The sequence below is a fragment of the Cytobacillus sp. NCCP-133 genome, assembly GCF_026011715.1.
In the GTDB taxonomy this organism is placed as follows: domain Bacteria; phylum Bacillota; class Bacilli; order Bacillales; family Cytobacillaceae; genus Cytobacillus.
Map to the genome: position 1 here is coordinate 1 of NZ_BRVM01000036.1, position 17914 is coordinate 17914.

At 36.3% G+C, this 17914-nt stretch carries 16 protein-coding genes; 6 read left to right on the forward strand and 10 right to left on the reverse strand.

What is annotated here, in order from left to right; all coding sequences use genetic code 11:
- Positions 1 to 72: 72 nt before the first annotated feature.
- Positions 73 to 1260 (reverse strand): ParM/StbA family protein, encoded by a 1188-nt coding sequence (locus NCCP133_RS21060; RefSeq protein ID WP_264807200.1) that lies wholly within the window; start codon positions 1258 to 1260, stop codon positions 73 to 75.
- 178 nt (positions 1261 to 1438) lie between these two features.
- Between NCCP133_RS21060 and NCCP133_RS21065 the strand changes: the two genes are divergently transcribed.
- Together NCCP133_RS21065 and NCCP133_RS21070 are read left to right on the forward strand one after the other, a co-directional pair.
- On the forward strand, positions 1439 to 2218 hold the full coding sequence (locus tag NCCP133_RS21065) for a CsxC family protein (protein ID WP_264807201.1): 780 nt from the start codon (positions 1439 to 1441) through the stop codon (positions 2216 to 2218).
- 57 nt (positions 2219 to 2275) lie between these two features.
- Positions 2276 to 4483 (forward strand): hypothetical protein, encoded by a 2208-nt coding sequence (locus tag NCCP133_RS21070; protein WP_264807202.1) that lies wholly within the window; start codon positions 2276 to 2278, stop codon positions 4481 to 4483.
- A gap of 75 nt (positions 4484 to 4558) precedes the next feature.
- Here NCCP133_RS21070 and NCCP133_RS21075 read toward each other — a convergent pair whose 3' ends face one another.
- The 3 genes from NCCP133_RS21075 to NCCP133_RS21085 all read right to left on the reverse strand — a co-directional run bounded on the left by NCCP133_RS21075 (position 4559) and on the right by NCCP133_RS21085 (position 7376).
- Entirely contained in the window at positions 4559 to 5272 is a 714-nt protein-coding gene (locus tag NCCP133_RS21075; protein WP_264807203.1) for a CsxC family protein, read from the reverse strand.
- A gap of 225 nt (positions 5273 to 5497) precedes the next feature.
- Positions 5498 to 6445 carry a mannose-6-phosphate isomerase, class I gene (gene manA / locus NCCP133_RS21080; RefSeq protein ID WP_264807204.1) on the reverse strand — a complete coding sequence of 316 codons (948 nt, stop codon included), beginning with the start codon at positions 6443 to 6445 and terminating at the stop codon, positions 5498 to 5500.
- Between the two features lie 145 nt (positions 6446 to 6590).
- On the reverse strand, positions 6591 to 7376 hold the full coding sequence (locus NCCP133_RS21085) for a CsxC family protein (RefSeq protein ID WP_264807205.1): 786 nt from the start codon (positions 7374 to 7376) through the stop codon (positions 6591 to 6593).
- A 250-nt stretch (positions 7377 to 7626) separates the two neighbouring features.
- Between NCCP133_RS21085 and NCCP133_RS21090 the strand changes: the two genes are divergently transcribed.
- Positions 7627 to 7887, forward strand: a complete 261-nt coding sequence (locus NCCP133_RS21090) for a hypothetical protein (RefSeq protein WP_264807206.1) — start codon at positions 7627 to 7629, stop codon at positions 7885 to 7887.
- Between the two features lie 141 nt (positions 7888 to 8028).
- On the opposite strand, the gene NCCP133_RS21095 is transcribed toward NCCP133_RS21090, so the two are convergent.
- From NCCP133_RS21095 to NCCP133_RS21115, 5 genes are all read right to left on the reverse strand, one after another.
- Complete coding sequence (locus tag NCCP133_RS21095; RefSeq protein WP_264807207.1) at positions 8029 to 8187, reverse strand: hypothetical protein; 159 nt, start codon at positions 8185 to 8187, stop codon at positions 8029 to 8031.
- A 158-nt stretch (positions 8188 to 8345) separates the two neighbouring features.
- Positions 8346 to 8792, reverse strand: coding sequence for a M67 family metallopeptidase (locus tag NCCP133_RS21100; protein ID WP_264807208.1), 447 nt, complete (start codon positions 8790 to 8792; stop codon positions 8346 to 8348).
- Positions 8767 to 11400, reverse strand: a complete 2634-nt coding sequence (locus NCCP133_RS21105) for a hypothetical protein (protein WP_264807209.1) — start codon at positions 11398 to 11400, stop codon at positions 8767 to 8769. The genes NCCP133_RS21100 and NCCP133_RS21105 overlap by 26 nt, the downstream gene beginning before the upstream one ends.
- 305 nt (positions 11401 to 11705) lie before the next feature.
- Positions 11706 to 12443, reverse strand: coding sequence for a sulfotransferase family protein (locus NCCP133_RS21110; RefSeq protein WP_264807210.1), 738 nt, complete (start codon positions 12441 to 12443; stop codon positions 11706 to 11708).
- Between the two features lie 46 nt (positions 12444 to 12489).
- Positions 12490 to 13593: a glycosyltransferase family 61 protein gene (locus NCCP133_RS21115; protein ID WP_264807211.1), complete on the reverse strand. Its 1104-nt coding sequence runs from the start codon at positions 13591 to 13593 to the stop codon at positions 12490 to 12492.
- 334 nt (positions 13594 to 13927) lie between these two features.
- Here NCCP133_RS21115 and NCCP133_RS21120 point away from each other — a divergent pair, with 334 nt between their 5' ends.
- The 3 genes from NCCP133_RS21120 to NCCP133_RS21130 all read left to right on the forward strand — a co-directional run bounded on the left by NCCP133_RS21120 (position 13928) and on the right by NCCP133_RS21130 (position 16308).
- Positions 13928 to 14668: a hypothetical protein gene (locus NCCP133_RS21120; protein WP_264807212.1), complete on the forward strand. Its 741-nt coding sequence runs from the start codon at positions 13928 to 13930 to the stop codon at positions 14666 to 14668.
- A gap of 175 nt (positions 14669 to 14843) precedes the next feature.
- On the forward strand, positions 14844 to 15335 hold the full coding sequence (locus NCCP133_RS21125; RefSeq protein WP_264807213.1) for a hypothetical protein: 492 nt from the start codon (positions 14844 to 14846) through the stop codon (positions 15333 to 15335).
- Between the two features lie 10 nt (positions 15336 to 15345).
- Entirely contained in the window at positions 15346 to 16308 is a 963-nt protein-coding gene (locus tag NCCP133_RS21130) for a CgeB family protein (protein ID WP_264807214.1), read from the forward strand.
- 24 nt (positions 16309 to 16332) lie between these two features.
- Here NCCP133_RS21130 and NCCP133_RS21135 read toward each other — a convergent pair whose 3' ends face one another.
- The gene (locus NCCP133_RS21135) at positions 16333 to 17208 is read right to left on the reverse strand and encodes a glycosyltransferase family 2 protein (RefSeq protein ID WP_264807215.1); all 876 of its coding nucleotides are present in this window, start codon (positions 17206 to 17208) and stop codon (positions 16333 to 16335) included.
- Positions 17209 to 17914: the final 706 nt, after the last annotated feature.

The window sequence follows — 17914 nt, forward strand, 5'->3', positions numbered from 1 at the left end:
GGACATTATAATCGACTAATTCTGGACAGGCAATACCGTCAACTTTCGGAAATTTAAGGGTGTCAAAAACACCTAACCTTTAACGGAAACGATATGGTTATTTCCTTTTTCTTTTTTAATTTGATTCATTTTTGCCAGAATCATTAATCCTAGAACATTCAGTTTTTCCATATCTTCGGGAAACATTAACTCAATTGGACGCCCTCTTTCGGACCATTTAACTGCATCTTCCAAAATTTGCTTTTGTGCCAACTTGGCCGCTCCGCCTACGGCTATATACCGTACAGCCCCTTTAATCTCTCTCGAACTGCTGCGGATTCGGTCAAAATGTTCCAGGTATTTTATAGCCATTGATTTTAGCTGCGGGATAATATACTTGCTTATATCCTTCTTAACACCTGCAAATGGCTCAACATACCATTCCGACTGCCCCGCAGCCAGCTTTTCCTCTAGCTCTGCCCGGGAATCAAAACGATACAGCTCATTTTTGCTTACTTTTTGAATGATATGGTCAAGAAACTGATTAATTCCAAAAGGTGCGCCCTCTATGGAGGCAACCGGTTTATTGTTCTTAATTCCTACAAAGTCCACAGAGTCTCCGCCCAGATCGCCAATGATAATCCCTTTTTGAGACTCTTTAACCAGCTCTTCATTTTTTATTCCAAGGGTTTCCTGGTCGCGGGTTAATCCGAGATAGGCACATGCTCCTTCTGCCCCGACAATAACATCCTGGATATGGAGCTTGACTTCCAGTTCTTTAGGTTCGGCTAATCCGGGCACCTTATGGAAGATGACTGTATGGGTGCCAATTAATCGTTCTTTTAGCCACGATTTACGCTCCTTATATTGTGTAGTCGGCAAAGATACAGCTAATTGGTCAATTGAATAATCGATTTCCAGTTCATCAGTTTTCTGAAGAGATGCATGGTAAGCTGCCAATCCAAACAGTAATAGGTACGTACGGTCTTCTTCCACTTTTTGATTATTAAAAGAGGTTAGGCTAACATCCTTCTGCTTGGCAGCGCCTTTGCCAACGTAAAATATTTCTCTTCTATCTTTAACAGCATGGCTTTTCACTTCAACAATCAGGTTTTCCTCAAATATAATATCCTCATCGTCATATGGTTTCTCATAAAACTCTCTGTCAAAAAGCGCAATCGCGTTTGGAAGCTGGTAATCGGATACCATTCCGTTATCAGAAGCCAAGGCTTTATACCAGCTGTTACCTATATCAACGGCAAGAAAATTTTTTGTTCCCATTATCCCTCACTCCTCCTTTTGAATCTTATGCGGGATAAGAGTCCCGTTGTGCCCGTACCTTTACAATAAACAAATTTTTTTTGGTTAAATAGGATCCTTTATTATAGCAGGGCAAATGCCCATACATAGTCATTCATCACGCATACAATGCTATATCTTGACTTCAGGAGGCCCCAAAATGTCAGAAACAAACAAAGATATTCATTTGAATGAATGCAAAGCTGTCACCCATCACTGTGAATGTGAAAGTCAGCATGAAACCCATCCTCACGTCAGCATAGGAAAGATTATTACGAAGGTACCTGTTGTATTGGCTGAACTGACCCTGCAGATTAATATAGATGCTTTAATCACCTTTCCAGAGCCTGTGCTGGAAATTAAAGATATTAAGAAAACAGTCAAATTAACACAATGCAGGCTTCTATTGCCTACCAACAAATTATTCATTAAAGGCTATGTTCGAAAAAACATACAGTATGCAAGCCCGTCCCCAGATATTGAAATGCATACAAAAAACAGCGTGGCATCTGATCTGCATTCGTATACGGTTGACATCCCTTTTCAATGTGCTGCGGAAATTAAAAAATTCTTAGCTCTGCCAGTCATGCCGGAAATGAACAACAGAATGGAATTTGATTTTCTTATGTCTAAACCGATGTCTTGTGGACATTCTGAAAAAGATGAACTGCAGTCCAAAGACCTTTCTCAATTCCATCAGGAAAGTTTACAGCATTATAACGAACTCCCATACTGTGAGTTAATATCCAGCAGAATCATTGAATGGGATGAAGCCATCGACCGTTCCCCTCTCCCTAACTGCTCACCATTAGGAGAAGGGTTTTTCACAAAGGTAGAAGAAAAAATGGTTTTGGATTTGACCCTTAAAGTGCTGCAAAAACAGCAAATCCGAGTTTCTTCTGCAACAAATGATGATGATTGCTTTCATCATTGTGATTAAATATTAAAAGATAAAGAATTTGAATAGTAAGGAGGGATAGGAGAGGATGCTTATCGAATGCACCTTCCTGGCACTATGAACAATATGCGTAATACTTATAATAGAATTTATTATAGCCATCTAGCTGATGAAGAGCCGTCATCGCAAAAGCAGGAGTTCTTTTTTCCGGAGAAAGAGCAAGCAGCAAATAGTAATGGGGAAAGATTGCTGGATACACATCTATTCGGGAAGCCGGAAAAGGTTGAAAAGCCTTATATTTCTTCTGAAACAGTGTCAGTCCCCTTTATTTTGACTCCTCCAAAAGTTGAAGACAGACAAATTGTCGGTTCAAAGGAACAGCCTGCAAGGAAAATTGAAAAGAATCCTATGAGTAACCAGCCTAAACTAGAGAAAGTAAAGGGGCAATATGACAAAGGAAAGAAAGGAAATATACCTCAAAAAATAAAGGCAATGTTAACGCCTTTTGCGCCTATGCTCAGCTGGACCCCTTCTTTACCAAGCACATTTTCAAACAGTATTTATAATAAAACAGGCAAAACAACTGACCAAGAAAATTTTGGAATGAGTGAACCTGCTGTATTGGTGGAGGAAGAAGATTTTCAATCGGCCCAATGTAATAGGATATTGAAAAAAGAGCGTAAAGTATCTGATTTTGAAGAGCAAAGTGAACCATTGAGTGAAAGTCCCGATAATTTAAAACATATTGAACATCGGGACCTTTTTGAAAAATTCTCATCTTTACTCGATGCCCCAATTGAAACAAATTCTGACCAATTGGATAAGTCAGATGAATCTTCTTTCTTTAGTGAGCCCTTTAAGCATCATAGCGAAAATAAAAAAATCAGTATTCCTCTACCTGCAGATGATTTTGAATTTTTATCGGAGAAAGAGATTTCAATGATAGAAAGCCAAGATGATGGGTTAAGACAAGAGGGATCTTCTTCTGATATTAATCATTATCCAGTAATAAATAAATATCTATCTTTAGAGAATGAATTTTTAAGTATGCTTGAAGAATCATCTTCTTCCGAATCAGACATCTTTTCCTCACAACAGGATGAAGTATTTTCTTTACTTGCAGAATCTTTTTATAGTGGGATTGAATCTTCTTCACTACCCGAAAAAAAAGATTTTATCAGAAATGAATTGTTTTATGAGGAATCTTCATCATCAATGAATGAACAAGTGTTTTTCAGAAGAGATCAACCGATCATTGACGAAAAAGGCTTGGGAGAATCTTCTTCCTTCGAAGACGAATTTTCAATCTCTTTGGAAAAAGCCTATTGCCTGCTCCAAGAACTCGTTGGCAAGAAGGATATGACCTCATTGACAGAAGGTGCTTCCCTAAAAAAAAATGAGGTTTTATCAATATTAAAAGAATCTTGCTCTGGAGCTGCCGGGGCTCCAAACCATGTGTCAGGTGCTGATCAAGAAAACGCAGGATACCAGAAGGGTTCCTCCTTGTTAGAGAAATTTTATGAAATGCTGGAGAACCCACACTCTAGTGGAAATCCAGAACCTAGCTTAGAATATTCTGCTGAAAGCAGTGAAAAGGATAGCTGGAAGAACTCACACATTAATGAAAAGAAATCCTCAGAATTAGAATTATCAGACAAAAAGGCTGCCACCAATGAAAACTTTGAAGAATCTTCCTTTTGTATACGTGAAGAATCAGCAAATATGTGCAAGGCTGCAAAAAAGAGGATCGAAGAGGAATATAAAAGTTTTCCTCGTCATCAATTCTGCTCGGAGCATTTCAAAAAAGATCGCATTATTAAGGTCCCTGTTTTAGTGGCGAAATCTGATGTGGAAATTGATCTTTTTAATCGCTTGCCAGTGCATGTTCCGGCCAAATCGCTAAAACCATTGGAATGGTCTGTTAAAGGATTGCAATGTCGTACACTACTCCCCTCTAATGCTGTTTTTATAAAGGGAGAACTTATAACTGATATCGCTCTCACAAATAATGGAGCAATGCAGGTGTTAAAGGTACCAGTATGTTTTGAGAAAACGATTGATCTTGAATGGCTTTGTCTTCCCATTATACCTGAGCAAAATGGGAAACGAGAATACATGTTCCAAACAGAAAGCCAGCTTGATTTTCATAACGAATTTTTTCAGCATTTTACGGAAGAAATCTTCTGCAAGCTGCAAAGCATGCATATTATCTGGCATGATGAGATTGGAACGGACGAAAGTCTGGAAATTCAGGGCAGTGTTATTCTAAGTATTGATTTTTTGCAGGAACAGTATGTGGAAATATGAAGAGAGGGTATCTTTTAAAGATACCCTCTCTTCATTTGCTTTTTAAACTCTCCTACTCTCTTCGTACCCAAGCCATTAAGGAGTAGGACCATCAACCAATTGACGCTGAGTTAATCTTACCAAAAGATTCACTTCGGCTTTTTCTGTAACCTTATCAAATCTTCCGTATTTATCGAAATCGCTTAATAGGTCCATTTGTGTTACTGTTGCGCTAAGCAATTTACACTTAATTGCTTGATTGAAGAATTCAAACGTAAAAGAGCCAAAACTGCAGCGGTCTGAGCCCATTCCGTCTTTTGCAAGCTCTCTTATTTCATTAACCTGGTTGCTTTTTGTACTAAATTGCCAATCAATAGGCGGAAGGTTGTTTACCAAAGAAAAACACTTGAATGGAGCATTGACGCTGTAGTCTTTAACAACGCCTTCACAGCCCTCAACATATTGAATGTTTTTGTGAATATAACCTTCAACAAATAACTTAACTGCAGTTGGAGCTACACCAGGGAAGCCTGTTGGGATAACAGGTACTGCCTTACATTGAGTTAAAAAAACATTTTTTCTGATGTGTTTAATATCAGTTGCAAAATCTGGAAGATAAATATCTGATTCTGTTAATGCCTGGATTGGAACATCTCCCAAAATTATCGTTTGCTCAGTATCCCCCTGGTTTGTTGCAGCTCCTACTTCACAAAAATGAGTATTAGACTTTGCTGTGTCACAAGCCGGTGCTGGAGGGCATTTTTCATGGCCTTTTCCACAGCCATTACCATAAGAATGGTTCTTCTTCATACAATTCACTCCTTGAATATTTTTAGTCAAAAAACATGCAAGCATCAGCAGTAGCCTTCTATATTGCTTGTTTCTTTGACATACTATTGTATATGCGAGCAATGGCGTAAAGGAGTGGACAAGTATCTTGTGGCATTTATATCATTTTTAAAACTCGTTTAAAAAAGGCTAATAGGTATCTTTTTAAAATCAGAAAGACCCCCATGTTTCATGAGGGCTTAACTACTATGGGTGGCAAACAATTGCTTCAAATTGACCTTCTAAAACAAATGTTTTTAAGGAGCTGGGCAAAATTAAATGGTCCCCTTTATTAAGTTCATAATTTTCTTTGCCTACTTTTAGAACTCCTTTTCCATTTATTACACTGACTAAATAATACAAGTAGTTTTTCTCCATTTCAGCTTTTTCAGTGATTTCCCATTTATAAATGGTAAAGTGATTAGATGTGATCAACTTAATAAACTTGTTTCCACCCTGCCTTTCAACCATTGGTTCAAATTCAAATCGTTTATAGGGTACACTCGTAACCTCAATAGCTTTTTTTAAATGCAGCTCCCTTTTAGTTCCTTCTTCATCAGTCCGATCATAATCGTATATTCTATAAGTTGTATCAGAGTTCTGCTGTATTTCCAGCACAAGTGTTCCCTCGCATAATGCGTGGATCGTTCCGCTCGGGACATATATAAAATCCCCTTTATTTATAGGGATTCTTCTTAACAAAGAATCCCACTTTCCTTTATCAATCCCCTTGCTTAGTTCTTCTTTTGTTTTTGCATTGTGCCCTAAAACGATTTCTGCATTCTTTTTACAATCTAAAACATACCAGCATTCATCTTTCCCCATTTTGGTGTGTTCTTGAGATATAGCATATTGATCAGGTGGATGAACCTGTACAGATAAATCTGTGTTCGCATCGAGTATTTTCACTAAAAGAGGAAAAAATGAGGAAGGATCATTTCCGAATATCTCACTGTTTTCACTCCAAAGTTCTCCAATTTTTTTCCCTTTTAAAGGACCGCTTTTTACGACTGACTGTCCATGAGGATGAGCTGAAATAGCCCAGCATTCACCTGTACGTACTGACGGAATGTGATAACCAAATTTATCTTTCAGAGCTGTTCCTCCCCAGATCCTTTCTTGAAAAACAGGCTCGAAAAATAATGGCTGAATCACATAGTCCCTCCTTATCATTCTGTACTCTGCAATAACCTTTTTATTGGGTTAGGATTACAAGACTTGTAACCTTAACCATTGAATTGAACACATGTGGCTGCAGGTGAAAAGGGGAGTCCCAATAAAAAGCCTCTCCCCCTTTTCATTATCTTATCCGGTACATTCCTTGAATTTTTTCTACAAACCTTTCCCGGGAAGTTTTTTCTGGACTTTTTTGGGATGGCCAAGGCAGTGGGCAAGGTCCCTTTTTCGGTGGCGGGGATAATTTAGGATTAAATTGCTGCGTTTGAAGTAATTTAAATATTAAGGTAATTTCCATCTTCTCAGTTATTTTTTCGAACTGGCCAAACCGGTTAAAGTCCTTAAATAGATCCAATTCATTAACTTCAGAGAATAGCAGTTTACACTCAATTGGTTCATTATAAAATTCAAACGTTCTTGAACCTCCCAGAGTGCTGTCTGCACCGTGGCCAGTATGATCAAGAAACCTTCTCTCATCTACTGATGACTTATTGCTTAAAAATTCAAAAGCTTTATTAAAAACCTGGACTTGCTGATTACAGCTAAAAGGGATATCAGTACTGTAATCCATAACGTAACCGGTACATTCTTCTACATATTGAATGTTTTTATGGACAACACCAGTAATAAATAATTTTACAAAACCAGGATTCTGAATAGATGGAATTGCTTTGCACTGCTTCAACGAAACATTTTTCCGAATCCATTTAATTTCCCTTGCAGGTGTTGGGAGCTTAATATCAGCTTCAACATCTGCCTGCAGCTCTACCTCGGCTAATACGACTGGTACATCAAAAACCGGTACTTTTTGAATATCTGCAACTGGAGAAAATGATCTGGTAAAACAATCTATAGTTCTCGCTTTGGAAATGTCGCAGGATCCGTTACTACATCCTGTGTTTTTTTTCATGCATTTCACTCCTTGAATTTTTTTAAATCAAAAGCAGAATAAGTGCTTTGACTTACTATTTGTATATGTAGAAAAGACAAGTATGGCATGGACAGATGTAACGGCATTTAAGATTTTTTTGGACATTATTCCAAAAATGAAAAGTCAGAAAAAATTCTCCGAGTTTTACAAGGACTTTCGATCTTTTTGTACCGAATTCAGTTCAAATGAGTATTATAAAATAACTTTTGCAATGGGAGGCGATTTTTATATGTCCAACACAAACCTTCGAAAAGAAAAACTTATTTATTGTTCTGTAGTTACTGAACTTCAAGCAGCTAAAGTGACAAAGATTTGCCAGAATTATGGAATTCAGTCCGTAATCAAATTAAAACCCTTTGTGGATATTTCACAGCTGAAGAAGGCATTAAAAGAAAAGATGAAGGATAAATTGTATGATCCTTGCCCTTGCGGAAAGGGGAAAAAATTTAAGTTTTGCTGTTATAAGGATGAATTGGATATTGAACTCTGATTCCTTTCCTATATGAATCAGTTTTCTTAAGCAAAGGTGTAAATGAAAAAGGGAGCTTTTTAGCTGCTCCCTTTTTCATTTAGATAGCTTATTAATCTATACATTCAAACTCATAGGATAATTTATTTTCTTAAAAACAGGTTAAGGTTTTCGAGTCTGTAATTTTTTAATATTGCTGCTGCAGCCACAACCTCCCCCATTTTTCTTTTTCTTATAGCCCACTCCCTTTATTGAATTGCCAATATAAATTTTATTTTGCTGTTCTATTTGTGGATTTCCTTTTCGACTACTCTTTTTCAATATGAATTCCTCCTAGCACAAATAAATCCACCACAATATATACTATGAGACTTTTAAAGATAAGTGTTCGGGCAAATACCCAATTATTTATTAAGCGGTTCCTCATGAAACTCTATTAAAAAAACCGGCGCACCTATATATACGCCGGTTTCCGGAAACTAATCTATTATTTTAATATTAATTCGAAAGATCTTCTTATCTATCATTTTAAAACATCTGACTTCTGTTCTTCCTTTATGAAAGGATACGATTAAATAAGGCAATTCCGGATAGGAATTATTCCTGATGTCATGAATTGATGGGTGCGCTGGTGAGTTGGGGTGTGAATGAAAGATTCCGGAAAGCACTTCCCCTATTTGTTCCATTTCTTTTACTGCTGTTTTAATAGATTCGGAGGACATGGTAAATCGGTTAAATCTTTTCGATTCATTTTTTATTTTCCATAGGGTGTTTGACTGACCCTCCAATTTGGAAAGTAACCCGCATGCTTCATATGGCAGGATTTCTTTACAATAGGTAATTATTTCCTCATATATTGTTCTCTTAATGATAAAATCCTGTCCGGTAAAATTTATTTCCTTACTCTTCTTTCCATTGACTCCCATAGCTGTTACCTGCGGCGCTCGGCTGTGTCGTTTTGCTGCGTAACGTGAAAAAGTCCATTGCTGCTGCCTGTGTTTGTCTGGGTGTTTGCTGCTGGTATTGCCCCTGGAAACTTTGTGAGGGTTGACCGCTCCCTTGCTGCTGTGAAAGCATTCTCTGAAAAAAGCTCCCGGATTGTGAACTTTGTTGCGGAGCCTGAAACTGACTAGCTTGAGATTGGTTTTGTACTGGCTGTTCCTCCGTGGGAGAAGCTTGCTGAGAATTATTGTGAAGTCCAGCTGTATATGGAGAAAGTGGCTGCTTTATATACTGCTTAATAAAGTTTTCCTTTTCCTCGAGGTTAGATTCCAAAGCTGCAAACTGTGTTTTCATTTGCTTCATTTGTTTTTCCCAAATTTCCCGATCTTTTTCGTATTGTGAAATCTTATCTTGATAAAGTTTCATATCAGCTTTGAATTGATCCAACTGCTGCTGCAAAGCACGTTCGCTATCTTTTTTAGCCTTATAAATTTCAATTTCTTTTGCCTGTAAATCTAAAGCCAGTTTAGCATTATTTTTTTCAAGCTCTTCCATCTTTACAACTGTTGCTTTCGTTCTTTTCAGCTCCGCTTTTAACTCATCTATTTGTTTAGACCAAGAGCCTTTCTCCGCATCAAATTCGTCTGATTTTTCCTTGTATACATTTACCTGATCCTGAACATGATCCAGAACCTGAAGGTAAGAATCCTTTTCACGTTTATAATGATCTGTTAGTGAATTAAATTCTGCTATTTTAGTTTCAAGATCCTCTTTTAGTCTGAGTTTCTCAGATTCAAATTGTTCGAGCCGGGACAAAGAATTTTGAGCCTTATGCAGCTCAGTTCTCATTATTTCAATCTGATTTTCCAACTCATCCTTTCTAGCCTCGGATTTTTCATAATCTTCTTTAATCTGTACTAACTCCTCCATAAGCATATCCTTCTCCTTTTTAATTTGTTTAAGTTCTATATTTTTTGACTCCAATTGGTGTTTTAACGAGGATGTCATCCGAACTAGTTGTTTCATTTCTGTAAATACCTGGTTTAAATTTGAAGTTATTAAATCCATGCGTTTTTCGTCTGATTTTCGATGAGAAGAAAGGATTGAAAAATTTTCATTGAATGCAGCATTTTCCTCTTCAAGCTTTGCAAGTTTTTCAAGGAATCCGACCTTTTCTTCTTCAAATTTGGCATTCTCCTCAATTAGTTTGGATAATTCCATTTCGCGGTTTTCGAGACGATTACACACATCCATTTTTTCTTTTTCTTCTTGTAACAGTTTTGTCTTTAAACCTTCAATTTCTGCCTGAAGATGACTAACTGACTCGCCTGCAATAATTTTTTCAGACTCCAATTGGTTTATCTTTTGTAGATAAGATACGTTTTTCTTGCTTAATTGTTCCTTGTTTTGTAATAAATCCTGGATTTCTTGGCCCATTTTTTTATTTTCGTTGACTTTTGTTTGAGCTTCCTCAGTTTTCACCCTTAACTTAACCGCAAGAGAATTAACTTCCTCTTTCAATTGGCTTAATGTTTTATGGGCCTCCGTTAATTCATCACACAATTTTTGATTTTCTGTTTCAAATTCATTTTCTTTATCTGTAAGCAGCTCTACTTTTTTCTCAGATTCATTCATCTGTTTCTGAATTTGCTGCAATTCATTTTGTAGACTCTCAGTTTTTTTCTCATTTTCATTCTTTTCAAGCAGTAATTTTTGGAGGTCTGAAGTCTTTTCATCCAGTTCAGCCTCCAATGTCTGTCTTTTCTTTCGGTATGATTGGGTTTGCGTAAGTAATTGATTTTTTTCCTCCATCAATTTGTTCAGTTCTGAAGTCTTTTCATCCAGTTCGGTCTCTAAAGTATGTCTTTTCTTTTGGTTTGATTGGGTTTGAGTGAGTAATTGATTTTTTTCCTCCATCAATTTGTTCAGTTCTGAAGTCTTATCAGCCAGTTCCGCCTCTAAATTTTGCTTTTCCTTCTCAGCTGTTTCATTAATATATAGTAAATGATTTTTTTCTTCAGCTATTTTAGACAGCTGGGAAACGAGTAAGTTTTCCCTTTCTTTTGCTTTCTTTGCTTTTTTTTCCTGTTCATCAAGCAAAATCTGCAGTTTATTATAACTTCCATTTAATGTTTGCAGGTCATCATGAATTTGTTTCTTTTCCCTTTCAGCTGCACTTAAAGCTTTTTTTGTGTTATTCAGCTCTTCCTGCAAATGTTCTAAACGCTGGATAAGCTGTTGATTGTTTTCTTTTTCCTGGAGAAGGTCTGATAACTGACTTTTTAAGTTATTGATCTCCTCTTCAAGAATAGTTTTCTCTTTTATATATTTAGCAGATTTTTCAAGATCAAGTTTAGCAAGTAATTTTGGGTTATAGTCATTTTTCAAAAGTGTTTCATTTTCCTTTTTTAAATTTTGCACATCCCGTTTCAGCAAATCATTATCTTGTTTCATCTGCTTTATTTGTTCATTGTATTTTTGGACAACCCCCTCATGGTTAGCTCTAGAATAAGAAAGTTCTGATTCAAGATGTATTAATTTCTGCTGCATCTGTATATAAGTAAGTCTCTCAAAGCGGCTCCTTCTTAACATTTTTTAACCTCTCCTTTAGGCGAATACCTATCCTTATACCTCTTAGGTTATGCCCCTTAATCAAAAATGTGTAATGAATTCCATATAAATCTCCCATAATCAAAAAATGAAAAACTTTTTTTAAAAGGCTATCAAACGCTAATAATTTTTAACTTACAGCTCTAAAGTTAAAACCAAGTAACTGCCTTACAAAAGGTGAAAATACGTAAATTGTTTTAGATCAATAGTAAAAGGCTAACTCAAAGTTTCGATTGCATCGATGTTTCGAGTTAGCCTTTTTGTATTCTGTGATAAAAACAACATCTTTATTTTGTCCGACCAGTCATTTTCCGAAGTTCCTGCTGTGCAGCTGGATCTAATTCTTCCAAATGTTTTTTAAATATTGCCTTTCCATATTCATACAATTGAAAATCAAATTCATTTTTCTGCTCAATAATCTTTTTGACGTTTTCTGAAACCTGAGCCAATTTTGGCCGTGAGCGAGTCACATTTTGTCTGGATAAATAAGGAACTTTCCATCCCAGCTTTTTTCTCATTAAAAATATTGACTCGTTGAACCGCTCAGTTATTCCCACCATCATAAAGTGTTCATCAATATTTTTCTTGGCTTTTTCAAATGAAGGTGTTCCATCTCCAGAGATTAATGTTGTTTGCAAGTTATAAATACCGTCTTGAATAATTTTATCCTCTGACATAATAAATTCGGTTAAATTCAAAGACTTGGCTATATGATTTAAGGGATGTCTAGGATTCTCCCTTAAAAAGTAATAAAATGAAATCACCCGGTCTACAGGATGCCGAAGCATCGTTATATATTCAACAGGGTTCGATATGGCCTCGTGCAGTCCGAATTGAAAATGGCCTTGAATCCATTTAACTGTATTAAGCTTAGATTGAGGGGTTCCCTTTAGCCTGTTGAAAGCGTCCTGATAACCATTATAATAATAACGGCTTTGCAGAACAGTGTACTGTTTTTCAATTATTTTTCTCATTGACGTGCCAGCAGTTTTGGGTATATGAATAAAAATAATTATTTTTTTCATCAGATCCCTCGCTTAAAAGTCCTTTTTCATTACCAGGGCTATAAAATTATATATTTCTTAAAAACTGGTTCAGCTGATTTGTGTTTATTTTCCAATCTGCTTTTATCCCCGGAGTCATTTTGTCTGCAGTTTTTCCTATAAAATAATCCAGTTTACCGCCAACAGAACTGTTAATAAGGATATCGCTCATTTTAAAAAATTTTTGAGATGCCAGTACTATGATTCTAGCCTGTTTTTTTCGGAATACACTGTTATACATGGCAGATCCAGAGGGTCCTGCTATGACCTTTGCATTACGGAATAAGTTTATCTGTTCAGCCATTTTCATCTCCTGTGGATGGATAATTTTAAATCCATTTTGCGAAAAAATCCTTTCAACAGCTTTTTCATTTATTAAATTTCTTCTGTTATTTCTTAATTTAGATCTGGAAACATAGATTTTTTCAAAACCAGATCCTCTGTCATAGAAATCCCCTATTCTTTTCCAGGTTTGGAGAGCAAAAGTTGATGTGTATTTTCTTAAAGCAAAGGACTGAACCGGGATATACAGCCTTTCGCAGCGGACAGGATTATGCAAATATACAATTTGTTTTTTGTTAATTCCTATTGCTTTCAGGATTTCCAGCTGCCAGCTTTCTTTGTCCTCAGGATTCATAATAAATTTGACCTTGCTAATATCCATAAAGTTAGTAATCCATAATCTTGATACAACCTCTAACAAAAAGTGTCCAAACCCCCTGGATATCTCTCCACTTAAATAAATATAATTACCTTTAAGATAGATTGGTTTTACATGGTTTACTTTTAGAGTGAACTGATTTAGTCTTTCATTGAACTGCAGGTTTCTCGTGGGAGCATTATATTCGTAATGTCTGAAGCTATCAGGCAATATTCGGTTATTGTATAAGATGGTTTGGTTTTTTAAGCAAATAGCATCTTTTAAACATGCCAGATAAAAATCCTCCGTTATACATTCATTAGGCAGGTGTATTCCCGGAAAAGGATTTGCCGGAGGTATTACTTGTGTTTTTTCAGCTTTTTTTACAATATATAGAGTATTTTCTGGCAATATTCCCATTTTAAAATCTTTAAAGTCCCTTACTTTGCATATATCTTTGTACGAAACGACTTTCATCCCCTGTCTTTTCATTTAAATCTCCCCTTGATAAAAATATCCCATTTTCAATGCATGGTATTACATTCTATTCATTTACCAACAAAAAGCTTGGCCGCTTGTCCACACAGTGCAAAACAGATGCAAATATTTAGGCTTGATCGCTATGAAATTCTGAGCACAATGCTACCTAATCGGAATATATTAACAGTGAGTTAAGGGTTAATTTGTATAATTTTTCTGTGCCTGGGCAGCAGCGATTAGGAAATGTACCCGAATATACGCAACAGCCCATACACATCACAGAAAAAGCAGCATAACATACAGTAGGTTTAACCCTATTATTAACAAGTGAGAGGATGATCGGTTAATGGATTTTAAGTCAATTAACGGCGGACAGGAGACCCTATGTATTAAAGTAAATAAAGTATACGACTGGGTCACCCGCCAAGTAGATGTGCCGCTATTGGCATTTAATGCAAGTGATTTGGCCGCAGGAACAATAGTTTTCGATTGTGACGGTATCACACCTGGTGATGATCCATGTGCAGTTTTAGGCGGAAACTTTACAGTTGAATGTTTTGCCACAGATGAAACTGGAACACCAGTTGACCCTCTGGCACCTGGATCCATTCTTTGCCAAGAGATTCCACAGCCGGAAGGCCGTGCAAGCGGGCAGTTTCAATTGCCAGATGGATCAACTGTTACACTGCAAAAGGTCAAGGTATTAAAGAAAGGATTTGTTGTTGTCCGTATAACAAATCCAAACGGGCTATCTTGTACAACTGGACCGATTCCTTGGGCTGTTTCAGAGAAGTTTTTCTTATGTGCACCTCCGGGAACTTTCCTTCAATGCGAAATTACAGACTTTGAATGTGATGCAAACTTAATTTGCCGAGCAGTTACTACAACACCTGGTGAATTCGAATTCCAACAGCTGGATGTATCTATTAACTTATGCCAAAACGTCCAAATGGAGGCATTAGTTAAACTGGAAATTACAGCCGACTTCTGTCAGCCGCGTCCTGACATGCCATTTGTTTGTCCGCCGCTGGCATTCCCGCCACAATGTCCGACTGTGTTCCCAGGCCCAGGTCCTTCACCAGCTTAATATACAATTTAAGCAAACTGTCTAGAGAGGAGTGCCCGCTCCTCTTTTTTGTTTAAATTACTATTTCTATTGAAGCATGCGCTGTTATATGAATCGGATATTTCATTTAACATTTAAAGTTATTCTGTGACATAGAATGTATAGATATCAATGTATCTTGTAAAGGGGTGATTATTTGTTTTGGAAAAAGAAAGATCCTTTAAAGGCAGAAGGGATCGCCTGGTTCAGTTATGCACTTATGCTGCCGGACAAATCAGAAGAAGATGAGAATATAACTGTAATTGGAAACTTGATAATCAGAAATACGGGTATAGAAACACTATCCAATCCAATTATCTGTATTCGAATAAAGCCCCCCAAAAATGTTCGTCTTGGCGGAAAAATCGGTTCTGTATCACATACTGCCTTAATGATTGATGGTTCCAATTCAGAGGCATGGGTTTATATTGATGACGACTGGAAGGAAAAAGCGCTGGAATCCGGAGAGCATTGGCTAAAGCCGAATAATTCGAGGCAGATTGAAACCGGGATGAATCTGAACTTTGCCTATGAGTTAAGAATTTCTTCACATGCAGAAGAAACATTTGCTATTGTTGAAGGATTTTTTTATTGTGATGAAATCAAAAATGGGTTCAGTGCCCTGAACAGTATATCAGTTAATTTTTAGGTGGTTTATAATGAATATTTTATTCGTTACTTCAGGGTACACAGGTATATACAAATTCTTCGAAGATTGGATAGTGCAAGAACTTAATAAAAAACATAATGTAAAACTATTTAATCCACTCAGTGGATTGGCAAGGGTACAATCTTTAACCAATAATTTTAAAGCTGAGGCTGCTTTAGTTCTTCTTGGCTTCAAGACTTCTCCCAAAATCGTTGAATGGCTAAAAACAAAAGGTGTGAAAACTGCAGTATGGTTCACAGAAGATCCATACTATATGGATCGGACTGAAGTGCTTGTTCCACTTTATGATTATCTTTTTACTATAGACTCGGCAGCTAAAAATTACTATATCGGAAAAGGTCACAAGCAAACCTTCCATTTGCCCCTTGCTGCAGCACCATCAATATTTAAACCAATTGAAGTTCCTCCAAAATTCAAAAGCGATATTTGTCTGCTGGGTTATCCATATCCTGATCGGATTAAATATGTCCAGCTATTATTGCATAATACACCCTATCATATTAAGGTTATTGGGAACTGGAGAAACAAATTGTTTCGATTTCGGAATAATCCAAGATTGACAATCCACGATGATTGGGTTCCTCCATCCTCGGCGGCTCAATACTATAATGGGGCCAAGATTGTTTTAAATACGCATAGACCGCATAATTTAATGCAAAATAAAAATCGGATAGGACTTCATGGCACCAGTATAAATAATCGTACTTTTGATGTAGCTGCCTGCGGTGTATTTCAATTAATTGAATACAAAGAGGATTTACCTATACATTTTGTTGAAGATCATGAAATCGTTTCATTCAATAACGAAGATGAACTCATTTTTAAAATCAATTATTATATGAAGTTCAAAGATGAACGGAAGAAAATAGCAGCCAATGCAGCTAAGCGGGTACTGAAGGATCATACGTTTGAAAAAAGAATTGAAAAGATGCTGAGTATTATTCAAACATAATTTAATAAGAAAATGGTAACCGGTTTACTCAGCATCTGCACTATTCCAAGGCTTCGCACCTCTTTGAAGTTTCTTCTGAACACCTTTTTCATGAATCCGGTGCTCATCAGTTAAAACATTTAAAGGATGGAAATCCCAGTGCTTTACTAATTTTCTAAAAAAAGCTGCATCTCCTGCTTTCCATAAAGAAGGGTGGTCGTCCCAATTTTTCACAATATTTAAGCAGGACTTTCGGTGCATAAATGAATTATGATCTACCTTTCCCATTGGAAACCTTGTCACCCCATATAATGGCCGAATAAATGTTCTGGTGATTCTATTATTAGTAAAAACAACAACCTTTTGTTTGCCATAAACAACATGTATATGAGGGTTTTTGTGGAAAACTTCTGCCATCTTTTCAAATCTTGTTTTATAATATATATCATCATCCGTTAAATAGGTTACTAATTCACCGGACACAACCGGAAGCGCTAAGTTTATGCAGGTTGCGTATCTGGTTGTTTTTGACCGGACTTCTTGAGCAACTCCTGACTGAATTAACTTAATTCTAGGGTCTTTTTCCGCAATTTCTTTTAGTAAATTTTGTGTTTGTGCGTTTGAATTATCATCAACTATAATCAATTCCCAATGAGGATATGTTTGTTTTTGAACACTAGCTATGGCTTGCTGCACTTTTATTGGCCGATTATAACTCGTTAAGATACAGCTTATTTTTAAAGTAGGTCTACTTTTTATGGGGGTCATTATATCAGATCTAATTGATTTTGCAGCACTGGCTTTATTTAATCTCCTAAGATTTCCTTTAATTGATGGTGCCTGCATTATTTTATAAATCCTCTTATCTTGTTTGAAATCACAAATTACAGGTCTATCATCCTTGTTATCAATTAAATCCATTTTACACCTCCCAATTTTAAGTTATTGTCAAAAACTGTTGTTAAAGAATCAATTACAGGAAAAAACTGTTTTCATCAATTATTTTTCTTAATTTTTTTTGTGTGTAATGAAGGCAACTTATATACCTTTGGAGATTTTAAAAGTGAATGATTTCCTTTTGCAGCTGGTAAGACTCTGCCTTGGTACAGTCCTTTTGGGGCAATCTTTTTATTAAACTCATGACAAAAACACATAACACTCACCACCTTAAATATGTGATTAAATGAAGTAATTAACACAAAAAAGATTTAATTCCTTTTCTGCCATTTACCATCATATTAAACTATGCAAATTACATCTGCAGCTTTCCATTAACATATTTTTTTCCCGTATTATAAATTGTTTTTTTTAAGCGAGCTTTTACTGGCGGTTGATATTTAGTAGGAGTTAACTTCACAGCTTTTCCGCGATTTGGGTCATTTCCTAAATAATATTGATTAACTTTCTTACAAAGACACATAGGAACACCTCACCTTCTTACTATATTATATAAATCTGCTTGTCTGCTGCTTGTGCGAATATACATGCTTGTATATTCTTTTTTTTAATAAATTCTTTGGATCGACAATAGTAGTTTAACCTTTTGGTAAATTCTAAGTAAGCGTCAAACTACGCCCACATGGTTTGTCGCTTTTTTATATGCGATAATCTCCTAGAGATCAAACAT

Coding starts and splice junctions, on each gene's coding strand:
- NCCP133_RS21060 (WP_264807200.1), bottom strand. CDS start 1,260: ATGGGAACAAAAAATTTTCTTGCCGTTGATATAGGTAACAGCTGGTAT.
- NCCP133_RS21065 (WP_264807201.1), top strand. CDS start 1,439: ATGTCAGAAACAAACAAAGATATTCATTTGAATGAATGCAAAGCTGTC.
- NCCP133_RS21070 (WP_264807202.1), top strand. CDS start 2,276: ATGCACCTTCCTGGCACTATGAACAATATGCGTAATACTTATAATAGA.
- NCCP133_RS21075 (WP_264807203.1), bottom strand. CDS start 5,272: ATGAAGAAGAACCATTCTTATGGTAATGGCTGTGGAAAAGGCCATGAA.
- NCCP133_RS21085 (WP_264807205.1), bottom strand. CDS start 7,376: ATGAAAAAAAACACAGGATGTAGTAACGGATCCTGCGACATTTCCAAA.
- NCCP133_RS21090 (WP_264807206.1), top strand. CDS start 7,627: ATGTCCAACACAAACCTTCGAAAAGAAAAACTTATTTATTGTTCTGTA.
- NCCP133_RS21100 (WP_264807208.1), bottom strand. CDS start 8,792: ATGGGAGTCAATGGAAAGAAGAGTAAGGAAATAAATTTTACCGGACAG.
- NCCP133_RS21105 (WP_264807209.1), bottom strand. CDS start 11,400: ATGTTAAGAAGGAGCCGCTTTGAGAGACTTACTTATATACAGATGCAG.
- NCCP133_RS21110 (WP_264807210.1), bottom strand. CDS start 12,443: ATGAAAAAAATAATTATTTTTATTCATATACCCAAAACTGCTGGCACG.
- NCCP133_RS21115 (WP_264807211.1), bottom strand. CDS start 13,593: ATGAAAAGACAGGGGATGAAAGTCGTTTCGTACAAAGATATATGCAAA.
- NCCP133_RS21120 (WP_264807212.1), top strand. CDS start 13,928: ATGGATTTTAAGTCAATTAACGGCGGACAGGAGACCCTATGTATTAAA.
- NCCP133_RS21130 (WP_264807214.1), top strand. CDS start 15,346: ATGAATATTTTATTCGTTACTTCAGGGTACACAGGTATATACAAATTC.
- NCCP133_RS21135 (WP_264807215.1), bottom strand. CDS start 17,208: ATGGATTTAATTGATAACAAGGATGATAGACCTGTAATTTGTGATTTC.